The sequence below is a fragment of the Paenibacillus sp. MER TA 81-3 genome, assembly GCF_023713585.1.
GTDB lineage: Bacteria > Bacillota > Bacilli > Paenibacillales > Paenibacillaceae > Paenibacillus_B > Paenibacillus_B profundus.
In genome coordinates, this window is record NZ_JAMAWB010000006.1 from 92,312 (window position 1) to 117,827 (window position 25,516).

Below are 25,516 nucleotides of genomic sequence, written 5' to 3' on the forward strand. Positions count from 1 at the left end.
CAGGATGACGATCCGGTCCGATAATTGGGTTCTGTTGTTCTCCCCTCATAAATAATCTATACTGGACATGGATGTTCTTTGAAGCGCCGGGAGGAGGATTGCGACGTTGGAACAGCAGCGTAAGATTGCCCTGATTACGGGGAGCGCCAAGGGCCTTGGCAAGATGGCGGCCATGACGTTAGCCGATGCCGGACACGATATCGTCTTGAACTACGTGCATAGTATAGAGGAAGCGGCGAAGCTGAAGCTGGAAATTGAAGCGAAGGGTGTCCGTTGTAGTGCCATTCAAGCCGATATTTCAAAAATGGACGAAATTAAACGGCTAGTATATACGATGAAGGATGAGATGGGTCCCGCCGACATTGTCGTAAACAATGCCGGACCGTTTATACGGGAGCGCCGTTTGTTTGCTGATTACACGGAAGAAGAGATTTTATATTTGTTAAACGGAAACTTGACGGGTGTCATACTGCTCGATCATCTGCTGCTTGATTCGATGCGGCGCAAAGGCTGGGGACGAATCATTCATTACGGATTCGGACATGCTGGAGAAGCGCGCTCATGGCCGCATCGTGCCGTATATGCCGCGGCCAAGGTCGGACTCGTCTCCTTTACGAAGACGCTTGCCGTGGAAGAAGCCCCGCACGGCATTACGGTAAATATGATTTGCCCTGGAGATATCCGAGGTGATAATAAAGAGCGGCGCATCGATGAGGTGCAGGACGTTAAGGATGAGGAAACGCCGCGCGGCCGTCCGGGAACCGGTGAAGACGTAACCCGGGTGATCCGCTTTCTATGTGAGGAACGATCGGATTTTATAACCGGCAACATTATGAATGTATCCGGCGGGCTTGACCCGATACGGGCCAACATTGGCAGCTTGATGTGAGCGTGGAATGATGATACATAACGTAATCTTAATGCCCCCATTTCGGTAAGGACGTGAGTCGTCGATCTTATCGGATGGAGGGCGTTTTTTCATATCGTTATTGACATAGATAGGTGGTAGACAAGGATGAGCCGACTTACGAAAGAATTGGCGCAGGAAATTGTAACACGCACGATGCAGGTTATTCATTATAATGTGAACGTCATGGATGAACGAGGACGAATTATCGGTTCCGGCGACCGTTCGCGCTTATATCAGAAGCATGAAGGGGCGCTCATTGCGATCGAGCGGAAGGGACGATTTGAAATTGATAAGGAAAGCGCCCGCAAGCTGCAGGGGGTGCTGCCTGGCACGAACTTGGCCATTCAATTCCAAGGCGAAGTCGTTGGGGTCATTGGCATTACGGGTGATCCGAACGAGGTGACAAAGTACGGAGAATTAGTGAAAATGACAGCGGAAATGTATCTGGAGCAAGCCGATCTGTTGGAAAAGGCCCAATGGGACAAGCGGATGAAGGAAGATTTTCTCCTGTCCGTCATTCATGCGGACAGGAAGGATACTGCAATGCTGCGAATTCAGGCGGAACGGATTGGCTTCCATCCGGATAAGGCGCGGGTCGCGTGCATTATGGAGCTGAGAGGCGCGCATGACGCCGATTCGCTGCCTACGCTCAAGCGGGTGGTGGAATTGCTGGAGGGACGGCCAACCATCGACTTAATCGCCATTCGCAATACGCATCAAATCGTGCTATTTAAGCCCCATCTCCATCCGAGACAGCCCAACACCGACATTTGCGAAGGCATCGGGCAAATTCGCAGGCTGCTGGAGGACAAGCAGATCGCGCCGCTCTGCATTGCCGTTGGCAAAGCTTACTCAGGCATCGATGGGATGATCGCTTCATACCGTTCCGCCCAAGATACAATGCGGGCAGGGCAAGCGATTCTCCCCGATCAGACGGTATACTATGGCGAAGATATGCCGAACGAGACGGTATCAGCCAACGTGAAGCCTTCTTGGGTTGTGGAAGAGCTGCATCAGTTGTGGCGGGGGTTTGTGCAGGAGGATAAGAGCGGAGAGCTGCAGCAGACATTGCAGGCTTACTATGAGGAGAATGGCGAACAGCAGCGCGTAGCAGAGCGGTTAGCGATTCACCGTAATACGCTTCGTTACCGTCTGCAGCGTATTCATGATGTGGCTGGCAAAGATCCGAAACGTTTTCGCGACTTATATACCCTGATGACGGCCCGCTGGTTGAGCGCACTGGAAGAGAAAGAGCCGGAAACAGACAACGTCTGGAAAGGGCAGAATTGAATTGTGCATTTGAACAAAAAACACGTTCATTAAAGCGCTGTATTTCATTTTTGTGCATGATGAAGCGCTTTCAGATTACAGGTACAGTAATAGTACAAAGAATTGCTACCACACCTTAGGGGGATTGAACTATGGACGTATCTGTATCTGTACTCGGTGCTTTGACGGCATTGGTCGTGGCCATTGTGCTTATATTGCGTAAAGTCCCGCCAGCCTATGGCATGATGATTGGGGCGCTTGCCGGTGGGATTGTTGGCGGAATCGGGTTGGTTGATTCTGTGAACTTGATGATGGATGGCGCGAAGGGGATGATTCCGGCCGTGCTGCGCATCCTGGCAGCCGGTATGCTTGCCGGAGTCCTAATTGAATCGGGCGGCGCGAAGACGATTGCCGAAACGTTAGTCCGCAAGGTCGGCGAGACACGCGCGCTGTTCGCGCTGGCGTTCGCGACGATGGTGCTGACGGCGGTCGGCGTATTCATTGACGTCGCGGTCATTACGGTAGCGCCGATTGCGCTGGCGATTGCGCAGCGCGCGGACTTGTCCCGCATGGCGATACTGCTCGCCATGATTGGCGGCGGTAAGGCCGGCAACATTATGTCGCCGAATCCGAACGCGATCTCGGCGGCGGAGGCGTTCAACATTCCGTTGACATCGATGATGATGGCAGGGATTGTACCGGCCTTGATCGGACTCTTCGTCACTTATATGATTGCGAAGCGGTTGTCCAATAAAGGTACGAAGATTGCGGCACAAGAAAGTGTGGATAATGGGGAGCAGCAGCTTCCAAGCTTTCTTGCAGCGATGATGGCTCCGATAACGGCCATTGCTCTATTGTCGCTTCGTCCGTTGGCGGGCTGGGTCATTGATCCGATTATCGCCTTGCCGGTCGGCGGCTTAGTCGGTGCCCTGTGCATGGGCCGCCTTAAGCAGATTAACCAATATGCAATATCGGGCTTGGGCAAGATGACCGGCGTGGCTGTCATGCTGCTCGGCACGGGCACGCTGGCTGGCATTATATCCAATTCGCAATTGAAGAACGTGATTATCGACAGTCTGGCTTCTTCCGGCTTGCCGGCTTACTTGCTTGCGCCGATAAGCGGTGCGTTAATGTCATTGGCTACGGCTTCGACGACTGCAGGAACAGCGGTAGCGAGCTCAGTGTTCGGCTCGACGATTATGGAGCTCGGCGTTGCTTCCTTAGGGGCCGCAGCGATGATTCACGCCGGGGCGACCGTCTTTGACCATATGCCGCACGGCAGCTTCTTCCACGCAACGGGTGGCAGCGTCAATATGGCGATGAAGGAACGCCTGCGTCTTATCCCGTATGAAACATTAATCGGTCTGGTACTGGCCATTGTATCGACGTTGGTGTTTGGCGTGTTCGGTTGGTTCCTGTAACAAGATCTGAACGGTTCTGTAAAGGTTGATAGGGAGGGAGTGGAGAGAATGAAGGTTATTATTGCTCCAGACTCATTTAAAGAGAGCTTATCCGCATTAGAGGCATGTCATGCTATAGAGAAGGGATGGCGCAAGGTATTTCCCGATGCGGAAGTTGTAAAGGTGCCGATGGCTGACGGCGGGGAAGGCACGGTGCAGTCTTTGGTGGATGCAACAGGAGGACGATTGATTCATTGTGAAGTGACGGGACCGCTCGGCACGCCTGTGAAAGCGTTCTATGGCATGCTTGGCGACGGCAAGACGGCGATTATCGAGATGGCGGCGGCATCGGGCCTGGCGCTTGTACCGCAGGAGCTGCGCAATCCGCTAGTGACGACGACGCGCGGGACGGGGGAGCTCATTGTGTCGGCGTTGAACGAGGGAGTGAGCACGATTATTCTCGGCCTCGGCGGCAGCGCTACGAACGACGGCGGCGCGGGGATGGCACAGGCGCTTGGGGTGCGGCTGCTTGCCGAAGATGGCTTCGACATCGGCCAAGGCGGCGGAGAGCTGCAGTGTATTGCCCGCATCGATATGAGTGAAGCCGATCCACGGCTGAAGCAAGTTACTTTCGTGGCGGCGTGTGATGTGGATAACCCGCTAACCGGAGAGAGAGGCGCTTCGGCCGTATTCGGTCCCCAAAAAGGTGCTGGAGCGGACATGGTGCGGCAGTTGGACGACAATCTCGTCCATTATGCCGCTATGATTAAGGAATATTTGGGGAGCGACGTGGAACAGATTCCAGGTGCAGGAGCTGCCGGAGGGCTTGGCGCTGGCGTGCTGGCTTTCTTGGGAGCAGAGCTGAAGCGGGGCGTTGACATCGTCATCGAAGCGACAGGACTTGCTTCGCAGGTGAGGGACGCGGATCTCGTCATTACGGGTGAAGGCCGAATTGACAGTCAGACGATTTACGGCAAGACGCCGATGGGGGTCGCCAAGACGGCCAAGCTATACGGGGTGCCGGTCATCGGCCTCGCGGGCACGCTGTCGGATGGACATGAAGTCGTGCATGAGCATGGCATTGACATGGTGTTTACGATCGTGCCTGGCGTATGCAGCTTGGACGATGCGATGAGACAAGCCGCTGGCAATATGGAACAGACGGCACGCAACATTGCTATGGCGTTAAAGTGCGGCAGCAATCTAGCGTAATACCATGGTGATATGAGGCGGATGCTTCCTTTTTGGAAGGGGCCGCCTCTTTTTTGACCATTAAGGAATGATTAAGTTCTGTAAGCGAAAATGTGAAACCAAATATTCCTTATGGCGTTAAAACCAACCTTTAAACGCGGTCGCTCATCTTAGAAATGTCTCGATAGAGGTTTTCTCATCACTATTTATTGCTTTTGGGGAGGATTTCAAGCCTATAGTTATTTTAATTTCGGTCACAAAAATTTCATGGCGCAGTTGCCGAAAATGATGAATTTCATGCTGACTTACGTTACTCTTAATAGAAGACAACTCCAATTTTTTAACGAACAATACGGTCTGAACCACCTCATTCTCAAGGGAATAGGGGAGTTGGCTTGTTTCTTTCTTTGCTCGACTAATCTACCTCTACATCGATAGGAGCGGGAAATGATGGAATTCAGGGTAAAAGATTTGTTTCAAATTGATACATTGAAGCAAGCGTTTGTAGTCAGCGGCAAGCAGGGCCTGAACAATCCGATTCGCGGAGTAACAATTATTGAGGCTCCGGATATTGCGGAGTGGATTAACGGGGGGGAATTGCTGCTGAGCAGTCTATATCCGCTGCAATCATACAATCATAGCGAGCAGCAAGACTTCATGGCACAGTTATCCGAGAAAAAAGTAAGCGCTTTAATTATAAAAACGGGCAGGTTTGTTCACGACATCCCTTCCGGCATCATTCAAGCTTCGGAGACGCACCATCTGCCCGTCATTCAAATTCCGAAAGAAGTTCCTTATCGTGAGATCATGTATCCGGTTATGGAATCTCTCTTTAACAACCAAGTGATCAAGCTCAGGTATTTCAAGGAAGTTCACGATCGATTTATTGCACTTACACTTGCTAATAAAGGATCGGGGAACATTATCAATTCCCTCAAAAGGTTGATTGGAAATCCCGTCACCCTGTACGACCGGAACTTCTGTTCCATATCGGCGACCGATCCGCATTTGGTGCAGTATGAGGTACTGGAACGCGAGGAAGCAGATGCTGCCCGGATGGATACGGAATTTCCTTATTATCGGCAGCGTGCCATCTATCCAGAATGGGGCGGCAGAACGTGCGACCATTTTGTTATTCCGGTTGAAACGGTGAATCATATCAAGATCCATCTCGTTATCCATGAGACGTGCAAAACAGTGGAAGCGCTTGATTTCGTTGCGATTGAGAACGCGGCCACCTCCTTATCGCTTGAGCTCGTCAAGCAATACGCCGTGGCAGAAGTGGAAATGAAATTCAAAGATGATTTAATCGATGATTTGCTGCACGCTAAGATTGAATCGCTGCAGAGCGTATACCAGCGGGCCAATTTGATCGGCTGGGATTTGAACAAGACCTATGTCGTCGTGCTGTTCCGTCTGCGGAGCATGGATGCTTGCAATGAGAAGGAGATGGACCTGTACGGTTACCACAATCCTTATCACCGCATGCTTCATGAATTAATTCAGCAGGAGCTTCCGGAAGGCACCATCCGGAACCGGAGCGATCAACTTATTGTGTTATGGAATGTTGAAAGCGCTCACGGGGATAAATTAGCCTGCGTGCGCACGATTAAAGAGGCGGCTAAGAGCATCCAGCAAACGATTTGCAAGCGTGTACAGCATCTTGATTTGCAGGTTGGCATCGGAAATGCGGCCTATGAGATATCCGAGTTGCCCAGAAGCTATAAGGAAGCCCAGGATGCTTTACAGCTAGGGACGATGATTAAGGGCAAATCCGCGATTGCGGCTTTTTCGGATTTGGGCATATACCGATTACTCTGTCAAATCGAGGATGCTGACGAGCTTGCGAAATTTATTCCGCCTTCGTTAAAAAAATTGCTCGCCTACAAACAGCCGAACCGGGAAGATTTAATCAAGACGCTGCAAACGTTTTTACAGCACCATCAAAACGCTGCCAAAACAGCAGAGGATCTGTACGTCCACTATAAGACCGTGACCTACCGAATTGAACGCATTAAGGAGATTACCGGTATTGATATGGATGACCCGGATGAGATGCTGTCTGTGCAGGTCGGGTTGAAAATTCTCGTCCTGCTTGGCGATAGGCCTCTATCTTTACAAACAGAGCAAGCAGGCGTGTGATCACGGAACAATATGGCCTTTGACATTCAGGCTCCGCTTCATGAGGGCAAAACCGCTCTCATGGGACGGAGTTTTTTTGTTGATCTTTTTTATCCTGTTTGGATAAAAAAAAGGGATGTTTTTTATCGAGATGCCTCGATGTTATTCCTTTTTAAAGCGTTTACAATCAAGTTGCAAGCAAAAACGGCCATAAATGGTTGCGCCACGGATAAGCGGAACGCCGTTTATCCCGCTTGGATAATGCACACATCTTACAGAAAGGACAGATACAATTATGGAAAATATCCAAACGGAAACCATTCGCCTTGTCGAGTGGCTGAGCCAGTTCGGCAATGACCCGGATGGAGGCGTCTCGCGCCTGCTGTATTCCAAGGAATGGACGGCTGCACAGAAAGCATTGGAGCAGTACATGCAAGAGGAAGGGTTCACCACTTATTACGATGAGATTGGCAATTTGTACGGACGGTTGGAAGGAAGCCAACACCCCGATGAAACGATTATGAGCGGTTCCCATGTGGATACGGTGCGCAACGGCGGGAAGTATGACGGGCAATACGGAATCATCGCCGCTTTGATGGCGATGCGGGCCTTGAAGCGGCAGTATGGTCAACCGCTGCGCACGTTGGAAGTGGTATCGTTTGCGGAAGAAGAAGGCAGCCGGTTTCCTTATACGTTCTGGGGGAGCAAAAATCTTATGGGCGTGGCGAAAAAGGAGGATGTCCAAGACATCGCCGACTTCAATGGCGTGCCTTTCACGGAAGCGATGGAGCAAGCGGGATTCCGCTTCCGCGATGGATCGGCGGAACCACGCACCGATATTAAAGCGTTTGTCGAACTGCATATTGAGCAGGGCAGCGTGTTGGAACACGAAGGCCTGTCGGTCGGCGTTGTTCACAGCATTGTCGGCCAGCGGCGCTTTACCGTCGAAATCTCCGGAGAAGCCAACCATGCCGGAACGACGCCAATGGGATACCGCAAAGACGCCGTTCATGCGGCGGGCCGGATGATTCAACAAATTCTGGATCAAGCGCAAGCGCATGGTGATCCGCTTGTGACGACGGTAGGAAAGATTGAAGTGAAGCCGAACGTGGTTAATGTCGTGCCGGGCAAAGCGTTATTCACCTTGGATATCCGTCATACGGACAAAGCGGAACTGATCCGATTCTCCGACGAAGTGACAGAGTTGATGAAACGGACCGCGAGAAAAATCGGGGTGGAGTTGAACATAGAAATGTGGATGGATGAGGATCCCGTTCCGATGAACAACCGGATTCTCGATGTATTGGAACGGCAATGCCGGGAACACAACATTCCGTTCAAATCGATGCACAGCGGAGCAGGACACGATTCTCAGATTATGGCGAAGTTTGTGCCTACGGCGATGCTGTTCGTTCCAAGCCGCAAGGGGATCAGTCACAATCCGGAAGAGTACACCAGTCCGGAGCAGCTTGCAGACGGCATACAAGCTTTGACCCATGCGCTGTATGAGTTGGCGTACCAAGCATGATTGGCAACGAAAGACAGGCACAAATCGATTTGCGCTGAGGAGAGTGGGTAATGTGAGGGACGCAAGCGAACAGGGAAAGTGGGAATATTGGAAAAAAGTCATCGTTATGCTTTGTCTCGGATGGACGGTCATTTGGATTTACCGCACCATCTTGAATCCGATTCTTCCCGAAATTCAACGTGATTTGAATGTTACATCAGACGCGAGCATGGGCCTCATCTTCAGTGTGTTCTTCTTCGCCTATACGATGATGCAAATTCCGTCGGGGTTGCTGGCGGACAGGTTCGGACGAAAGACGATAATCATTCCGGGATTTATCCTGTTTGCCGTCGGGGCTGTTCTCGTCGGGTTCTCCACCTCGCTCATGTTCATTTTGGTAGCGAGCTTCATTACGGGGTTAGGACAAGGCACGTACTACGGTCCGGCATATTCCATCTCGTCGGAGACGATCCCGAAGGAGAAGCGGGGCATTTCCACGGCTATCATTAACAGCGGTTCCGCCATTGGTATGGCCATCGGCCTCATCGGTTCAAGCTTCCTTGTGAAGGATGCCGGCTGGGATTGGCGGGTGCTGCTCTTTATTACGGCAGGTTTGGCGTTCATCTTAATGCTGGTATTCGTCAAGAACATCAAGAAGAACACGGTGCAATCCAAAGCGGCAGCGGCGGATACGGAGGAGAATGTCGAGGATAAGGCGACATTGAAGCGGCTGTTAGCCAATCCGAAGATGGTTGCCTCCTATGTGCTTTATTTTGCGACTTGCTATGGCTATTACATGATTGTTACATGGCTTCCGTCTTATCTGCAGGAAGAACGGGGCTTTCATGGGACAGCTATCGGCTTTGCAGCCGCTCTGGTTGCGTTCAGCGCCGTACCAGGCGCCTTGCTCTTCAGCCGGCTGTCCGACAAGTTCATGCACAAGAAGATTACGTTCATCATTATTTTGGAACTGCTGGCGGCAGTCATGTTATATTTGACCGTTTCAGTTAATACGAACACCTTGCTCATCATCTGTCTGATTCTGTACGGCTTTCTCGGCAAGCTGGCCGTTGAGCCTCTCTTAATCTCGTATGTGGCGGATATCGCGCCGAAGCAAGGGATCGGGACGACGTTCGGTTTCTTCAACTTTTTCGGCATGATGTCATCGGTCGTAGCTCCGTTCGTCACCGGTCTCATATCTGATGCGACGGGCAGCAAGGTATTGGGCTTCTATCTGGCAACCATCATCATTGTCGTCGGGGCGGCGGTTATGCTGCTGGCTAATGTGAAGAAGACGCCTAAGACGTCTTGATACTTCTGTTCTCAAAATCTAATATTCTAAAATTCGTAATGCAAATGGGTTCATTAGAAAAAGGAGAGTGTGAAACATGGGTTATCCGCAAGATTTGTTATCGAGCCGTTCCATTATCAAACGCGGCAACTTCGCCTTAATTCCGCCAGAAGGATTGGTCAAAAATATCGTACCTGGCTTTGAACAATGCGATGTGACGATATTGGCCTCCCCGCGACTTGGCGCCAAATTCGTCGATTATGTGGTGACGATGCACGAGGGGGGCAATAATGCACAAGGTTTCGGCGAAGATGGCGTGGAAACATTCGTGTACTGTATGGAAGGACAGGTGAAGGCTTCCGCTAATAAAGAGTCATTCTCACTGAAGGAAGGCGGTTACTTGTACTGTCCGCCGGGCGTGAAGCTGTACTTGGAGAACGAGTTGGCTGAAGTCACGCGATTGTTTTTGTACAAGCAAAAATATACGCCGCTTGAAGGGAATACCCATACCCCATGGGTCGTTGCAGGGAACGTGCACGATATTGAGGCGATTGATTATGACGGCATGACGAATGTCAAGCTGAAGGACTTGCTTCCAACTGACCTCGCGTTCGATATGAATTTTCATATTTTGTCGTTTGAGCCGGGCGGCTGCCATCCGTTTGTGGAGACGCATTATCAAGAGCACGGGGCGATTATGCTATCCGGTGAAGGCGTCTACAATCTGGACAATGAATGGATTCCGATTAAAAAAGGGGATTACTTGTACATGGGTCCTTACGTGCCGCAAGCGACCTACGCTGTAGGCAGAGAATCGTTCGCCTACTTGTATTCCAAAGATTGTAACCGGGATGCCTCCTTGTAAGTGCATGTTCAAAAAGGCCCCTTTTCAGCACCGAGAAGGTTGCAAGAACTCGAAGAAGGAGGAGCGCAGTGTGGGCGAGACCACATGAGCACCGGTCTTCGAGAGTGAATGCAAGATTCGATGTCGAATGATTTCCTAAAACGCTTCGTGATCAAAAGGGGCCCCTGTAGGCGAGATGGATCAACCGCTTCCTGCTGCTGGCCAGACCTAGCTCGGTCCAGCAGCAGGCAGAAGGCGGAATACATGCAAAGAGGGAATTGACATGAGAGTAACCAAACAGAAACTGCATGAGCTTATCCGAACAAAATTGTCCCGTGCCGGATTGTCTGCCGATCATGCGGATGTAGTGGCGGACGTGCTCGTTCATGCTGATGTCCGCGGCGTCCACTCGCACGGCGCCATGCGGGTCGAATATTATGCGGAACGTATTGCGAAAGGTGGAACGAACGTAAATCCTCGCTTTACGTTCAAGAAGACAGGGCCGTGCTCCGCCGTGTTCGATGGGGATAACGGCGCTGGGCATGTCGCGGCTAAGCAGGCAATGGAAGAGGCAGTTAATATTGCCAAGGAACATGGCGTTGCCGTGGTTGGGGTAAGACAAATCGGGCATAGCGGATCGCTGTCCTATTATGTGCAGCAAGCGGCGCGGGAAGGGCTAATTGGCATCTCTGTCTGCCAATCCGATCCGATGGTCGTGCCTTTTGGAGGGGCCGAACCCTACTACGGCACGAACCCGATTGCCTTCGCCGCTCCTGGCGAAGGAAGCACGATCATGACCTTCGATATGGCGACTACCGTCCAAGCTTGGGGGAAGATTCTACACGCCCGTTCGAAGCACGAGACGATTCCGGATACGTGGGCGGTGGATGAACGCGGCGTGAGGACGAGTGATCCGTTTCAAGTGCACGCGCTGCTTCCGATTGCAGGCCCGAAAGGGTACGGATTGATGATGATGGTCGATGTGCTGTCCGGCATTCTGCTCGGTCTGCCATTCGGCAATCAGGTCAGCTCAATGTACCACGATCTGACCGAGGGCCGGAATCTGGGACAGCTTCATATTGTGCTTGACCCGTCCTTTTTTACCGATTTAGAAATATTCCGGCGCAACATTTCGAAGACGATGCGTGATCTGAACGGCATCAATCCAGCGCCTGGCTTCGAGCGCGTTCTCTACCCGGGGCAGAACTATGACCTGATCGAGCAGGAGAACGAAGCTAACGGCATTGAGATTGTAGATGAGGTATATGACTATCTCGCGTCCGATGTCGTTCATAACAACACTTACGATCATAAAGATCCCTTTGCCACGTAACACGTGCATTACGGGAATGTCATTACAATCAAAATGGACAACCAGAGGTGAACCAGAATGCTGCATACGATCATTAAAAAAAATTCGTATCAAGATTCAGTCAATTTGATGCTTCTGACCAATCATATTTCTGCGCTTGAAGGCGTAACGCAAGCGTCCATCATGATGGGAACGCCGGCCAACAAGGATATTATGCGCAATTCCGGATTGTATACGGGTGAGCTGGAGCAGGCTGGAGCCAACGACATGTGCATTGTCATCAATGCCGAGGCGCAAAGCAAGCTAGATCATATTCTCGCTGCCGTTGACAGCTTTTTAAGCGACCAATCCGTCAGCAGCAGTCAGTCCGCAATCGAGAGCGTCCGCTCGTGGGAGCGCGCACTGAAGGAGAGCCCGGATGCTAATCTGGCCATCATTTCGGTACCAGGCCAATATGCGGCGGCAGAAGCGGGAAAAGCGCTCGATCATGGTCTGCATGCCTTCATCTTCAGCGACAATGTGCCGGTGGAAGAAGAGTTGAGTCTGAAACGGAAGGCGCATGAAAAAGGGCTGCTCGTGATGGGGCCCGATTGCGGTACGGGTATTTTGTCAGGCGTTCCGCTCGCCTTCGCAAACCGGGTGACAGCGGGCAATATCGGCATCGTCGGCGCATCGGGCACCGGCATTCAAGAGGTGACGACGCTGATCGACCGCATGGGCGGCGGCATCAGTCACGCGATTGGTACCGGAGGACGTGACCTCTCAGAAACCGTCGGGGCGATTACGATGCTGGACGGTATCTGCGGACTGGCGCACAACGACCGGACCGAAGTGATTGTCATCGTATCCAAGCCACCGGCCAAGGCGGTGCGCGATAAGGTTATGGGCCAGCTGCAAGGGCTGTCCAAGCCGGTGGTCACGCTCTTCCTCGGAGAGAAACCCGCCGCGCATGAAGGGAATGTCTATCAAGCCTATACGTTGGAGGAAGCGGCGATGATTGCGGTCGATCTGGCCAAAGGCGCCGCAGTGAAACCGTTATATAGCTTACCGCTCGAAGTGCCGGAGGCAGCATTGAATCCGGGGCAGACCTCGATTCAGGGCTTGTATGCCGGCGGCACATTGGCTGCCGAAGCGGCCATGCTCATCGCGGATGCGCTTCAACTGAAGGACGGGCTTATTCATGAAGCGGGTTATGTTCTCAAATCGAACGGTCATGCCATAGTTGATTTGGGCGACGATATGTACACGCAAGGCAAGCCGCATCCAATGATCGATCCGGCTACTCGGATTCAGCATATCGAGAAGGCTGCACAAGACCCAACCACGGCGGTTATATTGTTCGACGTCGTACTGGGGTACGGTGGCCATGACGACATGGCGAGTGTGCTGGCGCCGGCTATCGAGAAAGCGGCAGCCAAGGCACAGACGGAGGGGCGCAAGCTCTACTTTGTGGCTGCTCTGTGCGGCACTCGTCTAGATCCGCAGTCTTATGAGGAGCAGAAGCGCAAGTTCGAACAGGCGGGCGTACTTGTCAAAGAGAGCAACAATCAAGCAGTACGCACCGTGCTAGCCATGATGAAGCTCGGCCTCGAAGAAGTGCCGAAGGCGCACCGTCCAGCGGCAGCGACTATCTCCGAAGGGTTCTCTGCATCTGCCGCAGTCGAAGCGCTGCTTGGAGGGAAGCCATCCGTCATTAACGTGGGTTTGCAGAAATTTACGGAAGCCATTACTGCAAGCGGTGCCAAGGCGATCCAGTACGATTGGAGGCCGGTTGCGGGCGGCAGCGTAAAGATGCAGCGCATATTAAGCCAGTTGAATGATTACCGGTTTACGAATTAACTGTGAATCAACTGCGAATTAACCGCGTCAACGATGAACTATCGACGTCGCGAATGAACAGCCGGGAGGGAATCTCATATGAAATATCAGACAATTGATGAAGCCAATCAGGCGGTTATTGATAAAATTACCGGAGGAACGCCGTTTCTCGTCGATGTGGTGCCGGCACGCACCGTCATTCCGGAGTTGGAAGGCAAGATGCTGCTGCATGCGGGTCCGCCGATAGCATACAAGGACATGACGGGCCCGATGCAAGGCTCATGCGTAGGCGCCGCTTTATTCGAGGGCTGGGCGAAGGATGAAACGGAGGCCCGCGGCATGCTTGAACGGGGCGACATCCATTTCATCCCGTGCCACCATGTCAAGGCAGTCGGCCCTATGGGAGGAATCACATCAGGAAATATGCCAGTATTCGTAGTCAATAACCGTTCCGAAGGCAATGAGGCTTACTGCATCATGAATGAAGGCATCGGCAAGGTGCTGCGCTTCGGCGCCTATTCGGAAGAGGTCGTCACCCGCTTGACATGGATGAAGGACGTGCTTGGTCCGGTGCTTTCCCGGGCGCTCAAGGCGACGAAGGAAGGACTTAACCTGAACGTCATGATCGCGAAGGCGATTACGATGGGAGATGAATTCCATCAACGCAACATTGCCGCTTCGCTCGTCTTTTTGAAAGAAATCAGCCCTTATATCGTCAATCTCGATATGGATAAGCAAGAGATGCGGAACGTTATCAAATTTTTGGCGGACACCGATCAGTTCTTCTTGAACATTATGATGGCAGCGACCAAGGCCGTGATGGATGGCGCCCGCACGATCGAAGCAGGCACGGTCGTCACCGCCATGTGCCGGAACGGAAGAGACTTCGGAATCCGCATCAGCGGCATGGGAGACGAATGGTTTACCGCACCCGTAAACACGCCGCAAGGGCTCTTCTTTACCGGATATTCGCAAGCAGACGCCAATCCGGACATCGGCGACAGCGCCATTACGGAAACATTCGGCGTCGGAGGGATGGCAATGATTGCCGCGCCGGGCGTTACGCGGTTTGTCGGCGCCGGGGGATTTCAAGATGCCTTGGCAACGAGCAACGAAATGGTCGAAATTTCAATCGACCAGAACCCGAACTTTACGGTCCCGACCTGGAACTTCCGTGGCATTTGCCTCGGTATCGATGCCCGGAAGGTAGTGGAAACAGGAATTACACCTGTCATTAATACCGGTATCGCCCACAAGGAGCCGGGGGTGGGGCAGATTGGCGCCGGTACGGTCCGTCCGCCTGTCGAATGCTTTGAGAAAGCGCTTGAAGCTTATGCGTCCAAGCTCGGACTTCTGTAGCGCACCGCTGTATACGTCGTGTCTCATGGGGGAGGAGATGCACGCTCAACTTGCGGCACTCCTCTCCCGGAGGCCGATCGGGCGCGTCCACAGCATCTTCGAGAACGGAATCAACTTGGCTATGGGAGACGCGCTCGTATTTGTCGGGACAACGAAGAACGGCAGACTTCCATTCGGGATTCATATGGGACAAGAGAGCGTGAGAAGGCTGCGCTTCTATGTCAGACGCAATGACGCAGTAGTTGCCGGAACGCCAGACATGATTCAATTCAATCATCCGACATATCCGCTTACGCTTGATCTTTCGCAAGCCGAGCCGTTCCATTATGGAATCTGTGCCGAGCGTTACCGGATGAATCGTGATTTATTTCACGTCTGTTCATTTATGGAAACATGTCTTTCTTGGGGCGTGCCGACCGGACTCGATGTGGAATGGGACCGCTTTCTCGCGAATGATTATATGCCGGATGACCCGCAGTACGTCACGGTACAGCATGCGGAACAACTGCTTGATGCCTTGTTGTCTGGCGAAGTCCGTGTCATTGAGTCGCATTTGCGCTATTTTCTCGGCCGCGGGAAAGGGCTGACGCCATCGGGAGACGACTTTCTTGTCGGATTGTTGGCGGTTCATACGTTGACACAAGCTTTTCATCCGGCGTTTTTGACCACCTTGCGTCATATTGTGGAAAGAGAAGACATCACGACGGACGTGAGCAAAGCTTATTTGCTCCATGCGCTGCATGGCCGTTTCAGCGACAAAGTAACCCATGTACTGAACGCGATGTTTACGGAAGATACATCTCATTTTCAAGCCAAGCTTGCACAATTGCTGCACACCGGACACAGCTCCGGGATCGATACGGCATTCGGGATCGCCAATGCCATCATGGCCCTAAGGAGGTATGAACATGTCAGAACGAGTTGTGATTGCATTGGGGGGCAACGCCATTTTGCAGCCTCATCAAGAAGCAACCTATGAGAACCAGCTTGAAAATGTACGCAGCAGCAGCGAAATTATTGCCGATATCGTACAAAAGGGCTACGAAGTGGTCATTACGCACGGTAATGGTCCGCAGGTGGGATTGATTTTGCAGCAAAATGAAGAAGCGAAAGAGGTCGTCCCTCCATTTCCGCTAGACGTGTGCAATGCGGAGTCTCAAGGAATGATCGGTTACATGCTCGATCAATGCTTGAAGAATGAGCTGCGGAAGCGGGGATTGACGCAGCAGGTCGTAAGTGTGCTGACACAAACGCAGGTGTCTCAGGAAGATGAAGCCTTCCGGCATCCGACTAAGCCTATCGGCACCTTCTACAGCGAAGAGGAAGCCAAGCAGATGATACAGAAGAAGGGCTGGAACATGCGGGAAGATGCGGGCCGGGGGTGGCGTCGCGTCGTTCCTTCTCCGCAGCCGCAATCCATTTTGGAGTCAGAGACAATTATGAAGCTTGTCGAGAGCGGAGCGATTGTCATTGCTTCCGGCGGTGGCGGCATACCCGTTGTCCAAGAAGCGGATGGCACGATTAAAGGCGTCGAAGCGGTGATCGACAAGGACCGCAGCGGCCGCAAATTGGCCCAGGAAGCGAACGCCGATATTTTTATGATGGTGACCGATGTGAAGAATGTGTTTATTCATTACGGAAAGCCTGAACAGCAGGCGCTAGGACATGTCGGTACGTGTGAAGCGAGACGGTATGTCGGGGAGGGGCATTTCTCCACCGGCAGTATGGGACCGAAGATGGAGGCGGCCGTTTCGTTTGCGGAGCAGGGCAAACACGCCATTATATGTTCACTTGAAGATGCCGCTCTGGCTCTGACAGGAACAGCCGGGACGCATATCTCCTAATCTCATCGGTATAAACAAAGAGGCTGTAACAAGCGGCAACCTGCCGCTTGCATACAGCCTCTTCTCAATTAAAATACTTGAACAACTTCCTTAACGCCTTCCACTTCTTCCACCAAAGCGCGTTCGATACCCGCTTTTAATGTAATGGTGGAGCTAGGGCAGCTGCCGCAAGCGCCCATCAAGCGCAGTTTTACGATACCGTCCTCAACGTCGACCAATTCAACGTCGCCGCCGTCACGTTGCAGAAACGGGCGCAGTTTATCTAACACTTCCAGCACTTCGTCGTACATGCCGACTTGTGTATTTTCGCTCATCTTTGCCAACTCCTTTCATCCATGCTGCTTTTATTATATTATAAAGCTAACTGAATTCAAAGGCGCAAGATGAAAGAAGGGGATAAAGTCAATGCGACCGATCATAGAATTCTGCGTCAACAATATGCATCATGGAACAGATAGCGTTATGAAGCGCTTCGAACAGAATCCAGAATATGACGTTCTGGAGTATGGGTGTCTCGGCCATTGTGGAGAATGTTATATGTTTCCTTTCGCTTATGTCAACGGAGAGATCGTAGCAGCGGAAACCGCTGAGGAGCTATATAATAAGATTATGGCAAAAATTGAAGAACTACAAGCATGGGAGCAGTTGGACGTCGATTGACGTCGCTGCTCCCTTGTTTGTTTATCCTTTATGATGCTTGGACATCCATAATACTCCGCTTTTGATGACACGAGGCACATAACCAACGACGGCACGTTTGCCAACAACGCCGAATCCGGATTTCTTGCCGAGTGCGCCGAGGACACCCTTCAGCTTAATTTTACCAAGGTTCGGCGTTTTTCCCTGCCACATCGCCCGCATGACGTCAGCAATCTGCTCGCCTTGGGCTCCCGCCGCTTGCGCGCTCGGAGAGAAGGGCAAGCTTGCACAGTCTCCGACGACATACACGTTCGGATAATCCGGAATTTGATGGTACGGATTAATGATAACTCGCCCTTGTGGATCCTTCGGTACAATGAGCTTCTGCACCGCTTCCACTGGTTGAATGCCTGCGGTCCATACGGTCACGTGAGAATGAATTTCTTCTTCCCCATCATCGATGCGATTGTAGATAACGCCGTCTTCCAAACGGCTGACGTTAACATGGGAACGCAGCTCGACCCCGCGTTCATTGAACCAGCCGGACACGAAGCGCGAGAGCTTCTCCGGGAAGGAGGACAGCACGCGCCCACCGCGGTCCAAAATGCGTATGTTCAAGTCAGCTCGGCTCTCGCGCAGTTCCGCAGCGAGTTCAACCCCACTTAGACCGCCGCCGACAATGTTGACTTGTCCGTAAGGCTTAATGTCATTCAACAGCTGATAGGTGCGTCTTGTGCTCGCAAGCGATTGAATGCTGTTGCCGAACTGCTCGGCACCCTCAATATTATGGTATTTGTCAGTACAGCCGAGTCCTATGACCAGATGATCATAGCTGAGCGGCTCGTCGTTGCTGAAATGGAGAAGCTGCGCGTCCAAGTCAATCGCTTGCACGTTGCCATAATGGATGTGTACACGCGGATCGCTCGGGAACTGAACGCGAATCTCCATGTCCGACACCGCCCCGGCAGCCAGTGCATAGTATTCTGTCTTTAAACCTTGATAGGGCATACGGTCAACCAATACAAGCTGTACATCAGAAGGCAGCTCGCCCTCAAGCAAACGCCCGATGATGGCCAAACCTCCGTAGCCGCCTCCTAAAATGACGTATCGTTTCATCCTTTCGACTTCCCCCCATGATGCCGAATATGTTAGAAAGATGTGTGCCGCCGCTAGCGGCGAGTACGTCGTATGGCCCCACTGTCTGTCTAGGTTGCCGATTCTTACGTTGTCTATCCAACAATGACATCAGGTTCCTCTATCTCTATATCCTAATTCTGCACACTAAAAATCAAAATTAGTAATTACTCGTACACTTTCACTTCGTTATAGAACGTATCACGCTCTACCGGAATGCGGCCTGCCCCTTTGATCAGCCAGATCAGCTCATCGCGTGTCAAGCCTTCTGGAGTGAGCGCGCCTGCCGCATGGCTGATTCGCTCCTTCACGATAGTGCCATGCACGTCCGAAGCGCCGAAAGTGAGCGCCACTTGGGTAAGCTGTGTCCCGATATTAATGAAATACGCTTTAATGTGCTGAATGTTATCCAACATGAGACGGCTAATCGCGATCGTCTTCAAGTCCTCGTACGCCGAGTTGCGGCGTTTAATGCTCGCCTTCGGGCTCTTCGGCTGCATGGAGAGCGGAATAAATACGAGAAATCCGTTCGTCTCGTCCTGCAGTTCGCGAATTTTGATCATATGGCTTACACGATCTTCATGCGATTCGATTGCGCCGTACAGCATCGTCGTGTGTGTCTTCATGCCGAGCTGGTGCGCGGTGCGGTGCACCTCCAGATAACGGTCTACGCCGGCCTTCTCAACACGCATCTTCTTGCGGTACTCGTCCGACAAAATTTCAGCGCCGCCGCCCGTCAAGGATTGAAGTCCCGCATCCATCAATTGGCGCAGCACTTCCTCAATGCTCAAGCCGCTGATGCGGGTATAGAAATCAATTTCTGCGGCAGTATACGCCTTGAGCGTCACATTCGGATAAGTCTGATTCAGGATACGCAAGGAGTCCACATAGTATTGGAACGGAACGTGCGTGTTGTGTCCGCCTACAATGTGGAATTCACGCACGTCAGGATGAATGTGCTGATCAACGAAGTCAATCATTTCCTGTCCGGACAGCGTGTACGAACCGTCTTCGCCTTGATCACGGCGGAAGTTGCAGAATGCGCAGTGCGCTTCGCAGACATTCGTAAAGTAGAGCGACATATTTTCAATAAAATACACTTTTTTGCCGTTCTTGCGCAGATTCGCAAGGTTGGCCAATTGACCTAAGGTTAACAAATCGTCTGTCTCGTATAAATATACGCCGTCTTCCAGCGTCAAACGTTCACCGCGTTCAACTTTATCCGCGATTGCAGCCATGCGGGCATCCGCATGTCGTGTCATGACTGTGGTCATACACAGGCCTCCTTTGTTATTCATGCCTTGCATTGCTAGTGGCAACATTGCGAATGACACTATGAAGCATGTCCGGTATTTGTTTTCGGTCTCCAAACAAAATAAAAACTCCGCGGCGGAGACGTTCCGTCGGAGGATTGCAGTGAGACGTATCACATTAGCTAGTCATTTCCATTATACTCTTGCCTATCAGATGGGGCAATACATGTGAGGATCTGAAAGGGTGGATTTTCCATCAACTTCGTTCTCTTGTATCTGCCAAGCTGGATGGTTATACTTAGAAATACGAGGAGGGATTAGAATGATTACAATCAGCGATATTGCGGTTGAAAAAATACAAGAAATGATGGCTCAAGAAGAAAATGCGGGTTTGTTCCTGCGTCTAGGCGTGCGCCCAGGCGGTTGCAGCGGATTCTCATACGGAATGGGCTTTGATGATGAAGAGAACGAAGCGGACGTTCATATGGAAGTGAGCGGCATGAAAATCGTCATTGATAAAGAAAGCATGCCGTATTTGAATGGCCTCGTCATTGACTTTAAAGAATCCGGGATGTCGGGCGGATTTACTATCGACAATCCGAACGCCATCGCCACATGCGGGTGCGGCTCCAGCTTCCGTACGGCGAAGGATGAGGGCAAGGCGGAGAAATGCGACGATTAAGCTAGAACTGTTAATGACAGACCTCTCTAATGGTTAATGTTGAATTAATCATTAGAGAGGTCTTTATTTTGAATAGTATATGGTTGTGCTTCTCAGACGATGCAGCAACATCACCTTTATATCACAACGCCTACAGTTGGAGACGCTCTTCCCAATATTACATCAACCGTTCGACCACACCATAGAGCGCATGGGCGATGCTGGAATCGTTGTTACTGAGCGGAGGGGAGAGTGATCGGAAACGCCGAATGGAAAGAGTACCGCCTCTCCAATATGAGATAAGTAACGAAGCTGTATCAAACTCTGAACAAGAAATTCAATAGTTCAACTTATAAAGTAATGAATTATTTTTCTAAGTAAGCCCCATTGGAAAATATGCAGTCAAATGTACGGATTGGACGGTCGAACGGCACGTGGACTGTATTTTGTACAGTGGAATTAGCTGTTTTTAGCGAACGCAGCGAAATGAGTGTGAATGGATTGGATCAATTCCAATGAAGTCTGCCTGCACAGAGATTTACATGCTATTTCATTGGATAAATCCAATGGAGGATGAGACAAGCTAAGAGAGGGGATGCCCCCTCTCCTGAAATAATCCACAGTTCGAATTACTTATTTACGAAGCTTTCTATTCGACAGTGGGCAGTTATGTCGCTATTCTTTTATTTTTTTGCCGAGCAGCACCATAAACCAAATGATAGAAGCGCCAAGTATGGCATGTCCCAAGCCCGCGATGTGATTTAATCCGTTCATATCCGTTCCGTTTACTTGTAAGACGCCGCGGACTGTCATAGCGATTAAGGTAACAATGAGACCGCCGTTATATACGAAATACCATGGATCGAACGAGCGTGTTTCGTGGACGCGGAAGGTTTTGGCGAGTAGCGTAAGAATGAGAAAGAACATAAATCCTAACACCAAAATGTGCGTATGCAGCGGTTTGAGTGTCGTGTAGGCCGTGTATTCGTTTATTTTAGTAAACTCGCGAAAAAAGATACCCGCCACTAAGCCGAGAATAGCGTAGGCAAAAGAAGTTACATATAGTTTTCTCAACGTGATGATCTCCTTTTCAATTAATGCGACGATTATGTACCGCTTGTAGCGAGTATAATCGAGAACTGTGAACTGAAGATGAATGGACTGTTACAATGGCTCTATAACCCGTGTCTTTCATATCTCCCTTACCGGAAGCCTGACCGAAAATGCCGCTCCCGCGCCGGTATTGTTTGTCGCGCGAATGGTTCCTTCGTGCAATTCAACGATTCGTTTCACGATTGATAACCCAAGTCCGGTTCCGTGGGCATTTCCCTTTCGTTTGTCATACTTGTAAAAACGATCAAATAAATAGGGGAGCGCCTCTTCGGGGATACCTTCACCCGTATCCGAAAATATCACCTCTACTTCATGCAGCAGTTTCCTACATTGTATATGGAGCTGGCCTCCGGGTTCAGTGAATTTGATCCCATTGCTCAACAAATTGCTCCACACTTGATGAAGCAGACCTGGATCACCATGAATGACGACCTCTTCAAGCTCCAAATCCAGCTGTAAATTCTTCTCGCCCCATTGAGGCTCCTGCACGATAATGATTTGTCTTAACTGCTCGTCCAACCGAAAGGGGGCGTGCTTCAGCGATTCTTTCCCTCTCTCCAGCGCCGCGAGGGTCAGGAGCTGCCGCCCTAGACCGGACAGCCGAGAACTCTCATCATCGATAATCTGCAAATACTTCCGTTCTTGCTCCGGCGGGAGCGGGTGATCCAACAGTTGTCGGGCCAAGCCACGAATGGAGGTTAACGGAGATTGGATCTCATGAGAGACGTTCGCCACGAATTGCTTCTGCATAGCGTCCACCTGTCCCAGTACGGCAGCCATGCGGGTAAATCTGCGCGCTAGCACACCGATTTCATCTTTGCGTGTAATGTCGAGTTGAACGTCGTAGTTTCCATTTTCCAGCTTCATCGTCGCGTCAGTAAGCCGAAGAAGAGGTCGTACGAGATAGCGGGTCTTGATGGCAATGAGAACAAGGCTAATGACAAAGGTGCCGATGAGCAGTACGGCGACTAATATACGCACTTCTTCGGTCTGCTGCACCATATCCGGCCGCACGAACAAGGCATGTCTTTCTCCGGCGAGATCGGCTGGAGTTCCGTAGCTTAGCTCGAGACGGTTCTCAAACACAGTTGGAACAAACCAGCTTTGCTTGTGGGTGCGCATGCCTTGATAGGTTCCGCCCTTTAACACGGTGTCGATAATTTCGGGTGGCAACGATACGTCATCGAATGCCCTTCCATATGTCTTGATGTGACTGGCCTCGTCAATGACATAGAGCTGATAGCCGAGCTTGGACAATGAATCGAGCAGTTCATCGACAGAAGAAGAGCTGTTGGTCATCTGTTCGCCGAGCTTAGACAGCGCAGCCCCGACCTTTTCCATTTTAAGTTCGTAATTTTCGGTTAGAGTGTGGCTGTATGCAAAATTAGCTGCGAAAAATGCGGAGGCAAAGCTAACAAGCACGATCACGACGGAAAACAGGACAATGCGCGTATATAACGTGTTCATGCATCACGTACCTCCAATTTGTATCCTAATCCCCGAATGGTGACGATATGAAAGTCACTGCTGCTATCGTGGAACCGTTCACGCAGCCGCTTGATATGTACGTCAATCGTGCGGACGTCGCCCTCGTAGTTGCTGCCCCAGATCCAATCGAGCAATTGATCCCGTGTAAAGATGCGGCCAGGATAGGCGGCCATTTGGGCGAGCAGCTCGAATTCTTTGCGCGGCAGCACGTGTTCCTGCCCGTCCACTATCACGGTATAGCTTTGTCGGTCAATAATGGTATGCGGAAAGCGGATGATAGAATCGGATACAATCTGATATCTTCGCAACAAAGCTTTCATGCGGAAGAGCAGCTCTTTCGGTTCAAATGGCTTGACCATATAATCATCAGTTCCTGCGGCAAAGCCTGTTTCTTTATCCTCCAGCTCGCCCAAGGCGGTCAGTAGAATGACGGGAATATCGTATGACGTCCTAATTTCGGAGCAAAGCGCCCAGCCGTCTTTAACCGGCATCATCACATCGACGATCGCAAGATGCGCGGTCTCGTGCTCCAATATCTTCGCTGCCGTCTGTCCGTCGGCCGCTTCGAACACGTGATACTGTTCCGATTCGAGAACGAGGCGCAGCAATGCGCGAATATTCGGATCGTCGTCTGCCACTAGCACGTTGATTTTCATAGGCTTCAACCTCCTGAGGAATACAATCTTATGATATCCGCCTGCGGCAGCGGTTATAACGAACGAAATCCTTGACACCCGCAAGCGGATACCAAGGATTTCGGAACGTAGCTACATAAACGTCTTATTGATCATGATGGAGATAAGATAGAAGCAGAATAGGGAGAAGAGCCAGCATCCTATCCCAAGAACTCGCTTATGCTTCTTCCAAAATTGAAATCCGATCGCCAATATTCCCACATTCACGAGTACTAACACAACGGACATGGATACAATGGCTACCCAATATAACACTTCAAATACAGCTGCGGTAGTCATGACGGTCGCTCCCATCTTCATAAATGCGTAACTCATCATTTTTCATTCATCTTATACGATACCATCCGAAACTTGGAAAAGACAAGCATCATTACTTCTCACTCTACTCTAGTCTATTAAAATAAGGCAGAAGCCGTGGACAATCATACAAGAATAGTGAATGGCCTCTGAGTATGTATAAGTATAATGATGAAAGGAGGTGCACGCATGGAAAGCAGACAACTGGCGAGCAAGTGGCTGAAGACCGAGGCGCTATTATCGGACGCTCGCGCTGCCGCTCATATTCCGGCGACACGCATTTATAATTCGTCCAACTTGCACCAAATGCTGAATCAGTACGGGTTTGTTGTCATCAAGCCGGTCGTGGGCGGCGGCGGGGCGGGGGTTATTAAAGTGACGAAGGAAGGAGCGACCTACCGGCATACGTATATGTCGCGTACCCGCTCTTTTAACGACTTCGACGCCTTGATGCGTTCGTTAGCTTCTGTGAAGAGAAAGCGAGCGTATTTGATCCAGCGCGGCATTCAGTTGGCAGCAGTCGGCGGGCGCCCAATCGATTATCGCGTCAAAGTCGTCAAGAAGAACGGAAAATGGGTATTTCGCTCCATGGTAGGAAGAGTGGCGCGGAAAGGATTGTTTGTGACGAACTTATGCAAAGGCGGCTCGATGCTTACTGCGGCTCAGGGCATCGGACGTTCGCTATCCAGTGGTCGAGTTCGATCGAAAAAAAGCGAAATGCGGCAGTTGACCCGATTGTGCACAAGTATTTTGGAAGGGAAATATCCGGGGATCGGTCAGCTCGGGTTTGATTACGGTATCGACCGCTCAGGCCGAATTTGGATATTTGAAGTAAATACGCGTCCACAATAACGATGCTGTCATGTAAATCTATTTTGCTATTACTATATGATAGATTCCATTTGTTGTGCTAGGCAATTTGATTAAAGATTTTTATTATAGACACACCAAAAAAGGGTGTGAATAATACTATCCACATCATCCCCATTGGGCCAGAACGTTTTTCGACGGTTATCAACAATTTAACCACAATTTTTCCACAACCACCTGTGGATAATGGAAACGCTTGTTCTATTTTTCGCACCCGTGCTATGATGAGAACGGACAGGAAACATTTAGGAAAGGTTGTGATTGAGATGGCTTTGCTTTCCGATGAGCTGCTTATGGATTCCTATGAGCAAGCAATCCAGCTTCAATTGGATCATGAATTCATCTCTTTGCTGCTTAAGGAAATTCGAAGACGCCGCCTTCATCCGACCCTCTTCCAGAAGCCGGTACGCAGATAGAATGACCGGAGCTTTGCCGTTGACTTTACTCCCACGCCATTCCATTAATATGCATCATGGTATGGCAATGCTCACAGTACACTA

Annotated in this window: 24 protein-coding genes; 17 read left to right on the forward strand and 7 right to left on the reverse strand. The window is 50.9% G+C overall.

What is annotated here, in order from left to right:
* Nucleotides 1–163: 163 nt before the first annotated feature.
* The 13 genes from M3650_RS10015 to arcC all read left to right on the forward strand — a co-directional run bounded on the left by M3650_RS10015 (nucleotide 164) and on the right by arcC (nucleotide 16,866).
* Entirely contained in the window at nucleotides 164–889 is a 726-nt protein-coding gene (locus tag M3650_RS10015; protein WP_051004543.1) for an SDR family oxidoreductase, read from the forward strand.
* Between the two features lie 126 nt (nucleotides 890–1,015).
* Complete coding sequence (locus tag M3650_RS10020) at nucleotides 1,016–2,200, forward strand: sugar diacid recognition domain-containing protein (RefSeq protein ID WP_251574361.1); 1,185 nt, start codon at nucleotides 1,016–1,018, stop codon at nucleotides 2,198–2,200.
* A 131-nt stretch (nucleotides 2,201–2,331) separates the two neighbouring features.
* The gene (locus tag M3650_RS10025; protein WP_251574363.1) at nucleotides 2,332–3,600 is read left to right on the forward strand and encodes a GntP family permease; all 1,269 of its coding nucleotides are present in this window, start codon (nucleotides 2,332–2,334) and stop codon (nucleotides 3,598–3,600) included.
* Between the two features lie 48 nt (nucleotides 3,601–3,648).
* Complete coding sequence (locus M3650_RS10030; protein WP_251574365.1) at nucleotides 3,649–4,791, forward strand: glycerate kinase; 1,143 nt, start codon at nucleotides 3,649–3,651, stop codon at nucleotides 4,789–4,791.
* Nucleotides 4,792–5,220: 429 nt separating this feature from the next.
* Complete coding sequence (locus M3650_RS10035; protein WP_251574367.1) at nucleotides 5,221–6,912, forward strand: PucR family transcriptional regulator; 1,692 nt, start codon at nucleotides 5,221–5,223, stop codon at nucleotides 6,910–6,912.
* 274 nt (nucleotides 6,913–7,186) lie between these two features.
* Nucleotides 7,187–8,419 carry an allantoate deiminase gene (allC, locus tag M3650_RS10040; protein ID WP_251574375.1) on the forward strand — a complete coding sequence of 411 codons (1,233 nt, stop codon included), beginning with the start codon at nucleotides 7,187–7,189 and terminating at the stop codon, nucleotides 8,417–8,419.
* Nucleotides 8,420–8,471: 52 nt separating this feature from the next.
* Complete coding sequence (locus M3650_RS10045; protein ID WP_251574377.1) at nucleotides 8,472–9,710, forward strand: MFS transporter; 1,239 nt, start codon at nucleotides 8,472–8,474, stop codon at nucleotides 9,708–9,710.
* A 76-nt stretch (nucleotides 9,711–9,786) separates the two neighbouring features.
* Nucleotides 9,787–10,554 (forward strand): (S)-ureidoglycine aminohydrolase, encoded by a 768-nt coding sequence (gene allE / locus M3650_RS10050; protein ID WP_251574379.1) that lies wholly within the window; start codon nucleotides 9,787–9,789, stop codon nucleotides 10,552–10,554.
* Between the two features lie 262 nt (nucleotides 10,555–10,816).
* Nucleotides 10,817–11,866, forward strand: a complete 1,050-nt coding sequence (gene allD, locus M3650_RS10055; RefSeq protein WP_251574380.1) for an ureidoglycolate dehydrogenase — start codon at nucleotides 10,817–10,819, stop codon at nucleotides 11,864–11,866.
* Between the two features lie 57 nt (nucleotides 11,867–11,923).
* A complete protein-coding gene (gene fdrA / locus M3650_RS10060) occupies nucleotides 11,924–13,684 on the forward strand; it encodes an acyl-CoA synthetase FdrA (protein WP_251574382.1) in 1,761 nt (586 codons plus the stop codon).
* A gap of 78 nt (nucleotides 13,685–13,762) precedes the next feature.
* Nucleotides 13,763–15,022 carry a YlbE family protein gene (locus tag M3650_RS10065; RefSeq protein ID WP_251574384.1) on the forward strand — a complete coding sequence of 420 codons (1,260 nt, stop codon included), beginning with the start codon at nucleotides 13,763–13,765 and terminating at the stop codon, nucleotides 15,020–15,022.
* 37 nt (nucleotides 15,023–15,059) lie between these two features.
* A complete protein-coding gene (locus M3650_RS10070; RefSeq protein WP_285848397.1) occupies nucleotides 15,060–16,001 on the forward strand; it encodes an oxamate carbamoyltransferase subunit AllH family protein in 942 nt (313 codons plus the stop codon).
* Nucleotides 15,931–16,866, forward strand: coding sequence for a carbamate kinase (gene arcC, locus M3650_RS10075; protein ID WP_251574386.1), 936 nt, complete (start codon nucleotides 15,931–15,933; stop codon nucleotides 16,864–16,866). Before M3650_RS10070 ends, arcC begins: the two co-directional genes overlap by 71 nt.
* 68 nt (nucleotides 16,867–16,934) lie before the next feature.
* Here arcC and M3650_RS10080 read toward each other — a convergent pair whose 3' ends face one another.
* On the reverse strand, nucleotides 16,935–17,180 hold the full coding sequence (locus tag M3650_RS10080; RefSeq protein WP_019423746.1) for a NifU family protein: 246 nt from the start codon (nucleotides 17,178–17,180) through the stop codon (nucleotides 16,935–16,937).
* Between the two features lie 91 nt (nucleotides 17,181–17,271).
* Here M3650_RS10080 and M3650_RS10085 point away from each other — a divergent pair, with 91 nt between their 5' ends.
* On the forward strand, nucleotides 17,272–17,526 hold the full coding sequence (locus M3650_RS10085) for a YuzB family protein (protein WP_019423745.1): 255 nt from the start codon (nucleotides 17,272–17,274) through the stop codon (nucleotides 17,524–17,526).
* A 21-nt stretch (nucleotides 17,527–17,547) separates the two neighbouring features.
* Here the strand turns inward: M3650_RS10085 and M3650_RS10090 are convergent, their stop codons facing one another.
* Both M3650_RS10090 and mqnE read right to left on the reverse strand, forming a co-directional pair.
* Entirely contained in the window at nucleotides 17,548–18,621 is a 1,074-nt protein-coding gene (locus M3650_RS10090) for an NAD(P)/FAD-dependent oxidoreductase (RefSeq protein ID WP_251574388.1), read from the reverse strand.
* Nucleotides 18,622–18,806: 185 nt separating this feature from the next.
* Nucleotides 18,807–19,913, reverse strand: coding sequence for an aminofutalosine synthase MqnE (gene mqnE, locus M3650_RS10095; protein WP_019423743.1), 1,107 nt, complete (start codon nucleotides 19,911–19,913; stop codon nucleotides 18,807–18,809).
* Between the two features lie 301 nt (nucleotides 19,914–20,214).
* On the opposite strand from mqnE, the gene M3650_RS10100 reads away from it, so the two are divergent.
* A complete protein-coding gene (locus M3650_RS10100; protein ID WP_019423742.1) occupies nucleotides 20,215–20,574 on the forward strand; it encodes a HesB/IscA family protein in 360 nt (119 codons plus the stop codon).
* Between the two features lie 654 nt (nucleotides 20,575–21,228).
* Here the strand turns inward: M3650_RS10100 and M3650_RS10105 are convergent.
* From M3650_RS10105 to M3650_RS10120, 4 genes are all read right to left on the reverse strand, one after another.
* Nucleotides 21,229–21,627 carry a DUF2871 domain-containing protein gene (locus M3650_RS10105; protein WP_251574390.1) on the reverse strand — a complete coding sequence of 133 codons (399 nt, stop codon included), beginning with the start codon at nucleotides 21,625–21,627 and terminating at the stop codon, nucleotides 21,229–21,231.
* Nucleotides 21,628–21,744: 117 nt separating this feature from the next.
* Nucleotides 21,745–23,133, reverse strand: a complete 1,389-nt coding sequence (locus tag M3650_RS10110) for a sensor histidine kinase (RefSeq protein ID WP_251574393.1) — start codon at nucleotides 23,131–23,133, stop codon at nucleotides 21,745–21,747.
* Nucleotides 23,130–23,810: a response regulator transcription factor gene (locus M3650_RS10115; protein ID WP_251574394.1), complete on the reverse strand. Its 681-nt coding sequence runs from the start codon at nucleotides 23,808–23,810 to the stop codon at nucleotides 23,130–23,132. The genes M3650_RS10110 and M3650_RS10115 overlap by 4 nt, the downstream gene beginning before the upstream one ends.
* A gap of 111 nt (nucleotides 23,811–23,921) precedes the next feature.
* Nucleotides 23,922–24,164 carry a hypothetical protein gene (locus M3650_RS10120; protein ID WP_251574396.1) on the reverse strand — a complete coding sequence of 81 codons (243 nt, stop codon included), beginning with the start codon at nucleotides 24,162–24,164 and terminating at the stop codon, nucleotides 23,922–23,924.
* A 171-nt stretch (nucleotides 24,165–24,335) separates the two neighbouring features.
* Here M3650_RS10120 and M3650_RS10125 point away from each other — a divergent pair, with 171 nt between their 5' ends.
* Together M3650_RS10125 and sda are read left to right on the forward strand one after the other, a co-directional pair.
* Nucleotides 24,336–24,998 carry a YheC/YheD family protein gene (locus M3650_RS10125; protein ID WP_251574399.1) on the forward strand — a complete coding sequence of 221 codons (663 nt, stop codon included), beginning with the start codon at nucleotides 24,336–24,338 and terminating at the stop codon, nucleotides 24,996–24,998.
* Nucleotides 24,999–25,309: 311 nt separating this feature from the next.
* Nucleotides 25,310–25,432 carry a sporulation histidine kinase inhibitor Sda gene (gene sda, locus M3650_RS10130; RefSeq protein ID WP_311295073.1) on the forward strand — a complete coding sequence of 41 codons (123 nt, stop codon included), beginning with the start codon at nucleotides 25,310–25,312 and terminating at the stop codon, nucleotides 25,430–25,432.
* The last annotated feature ends 84 nt before the right edge of the window (nucleotides 25,433–25,516 follow it).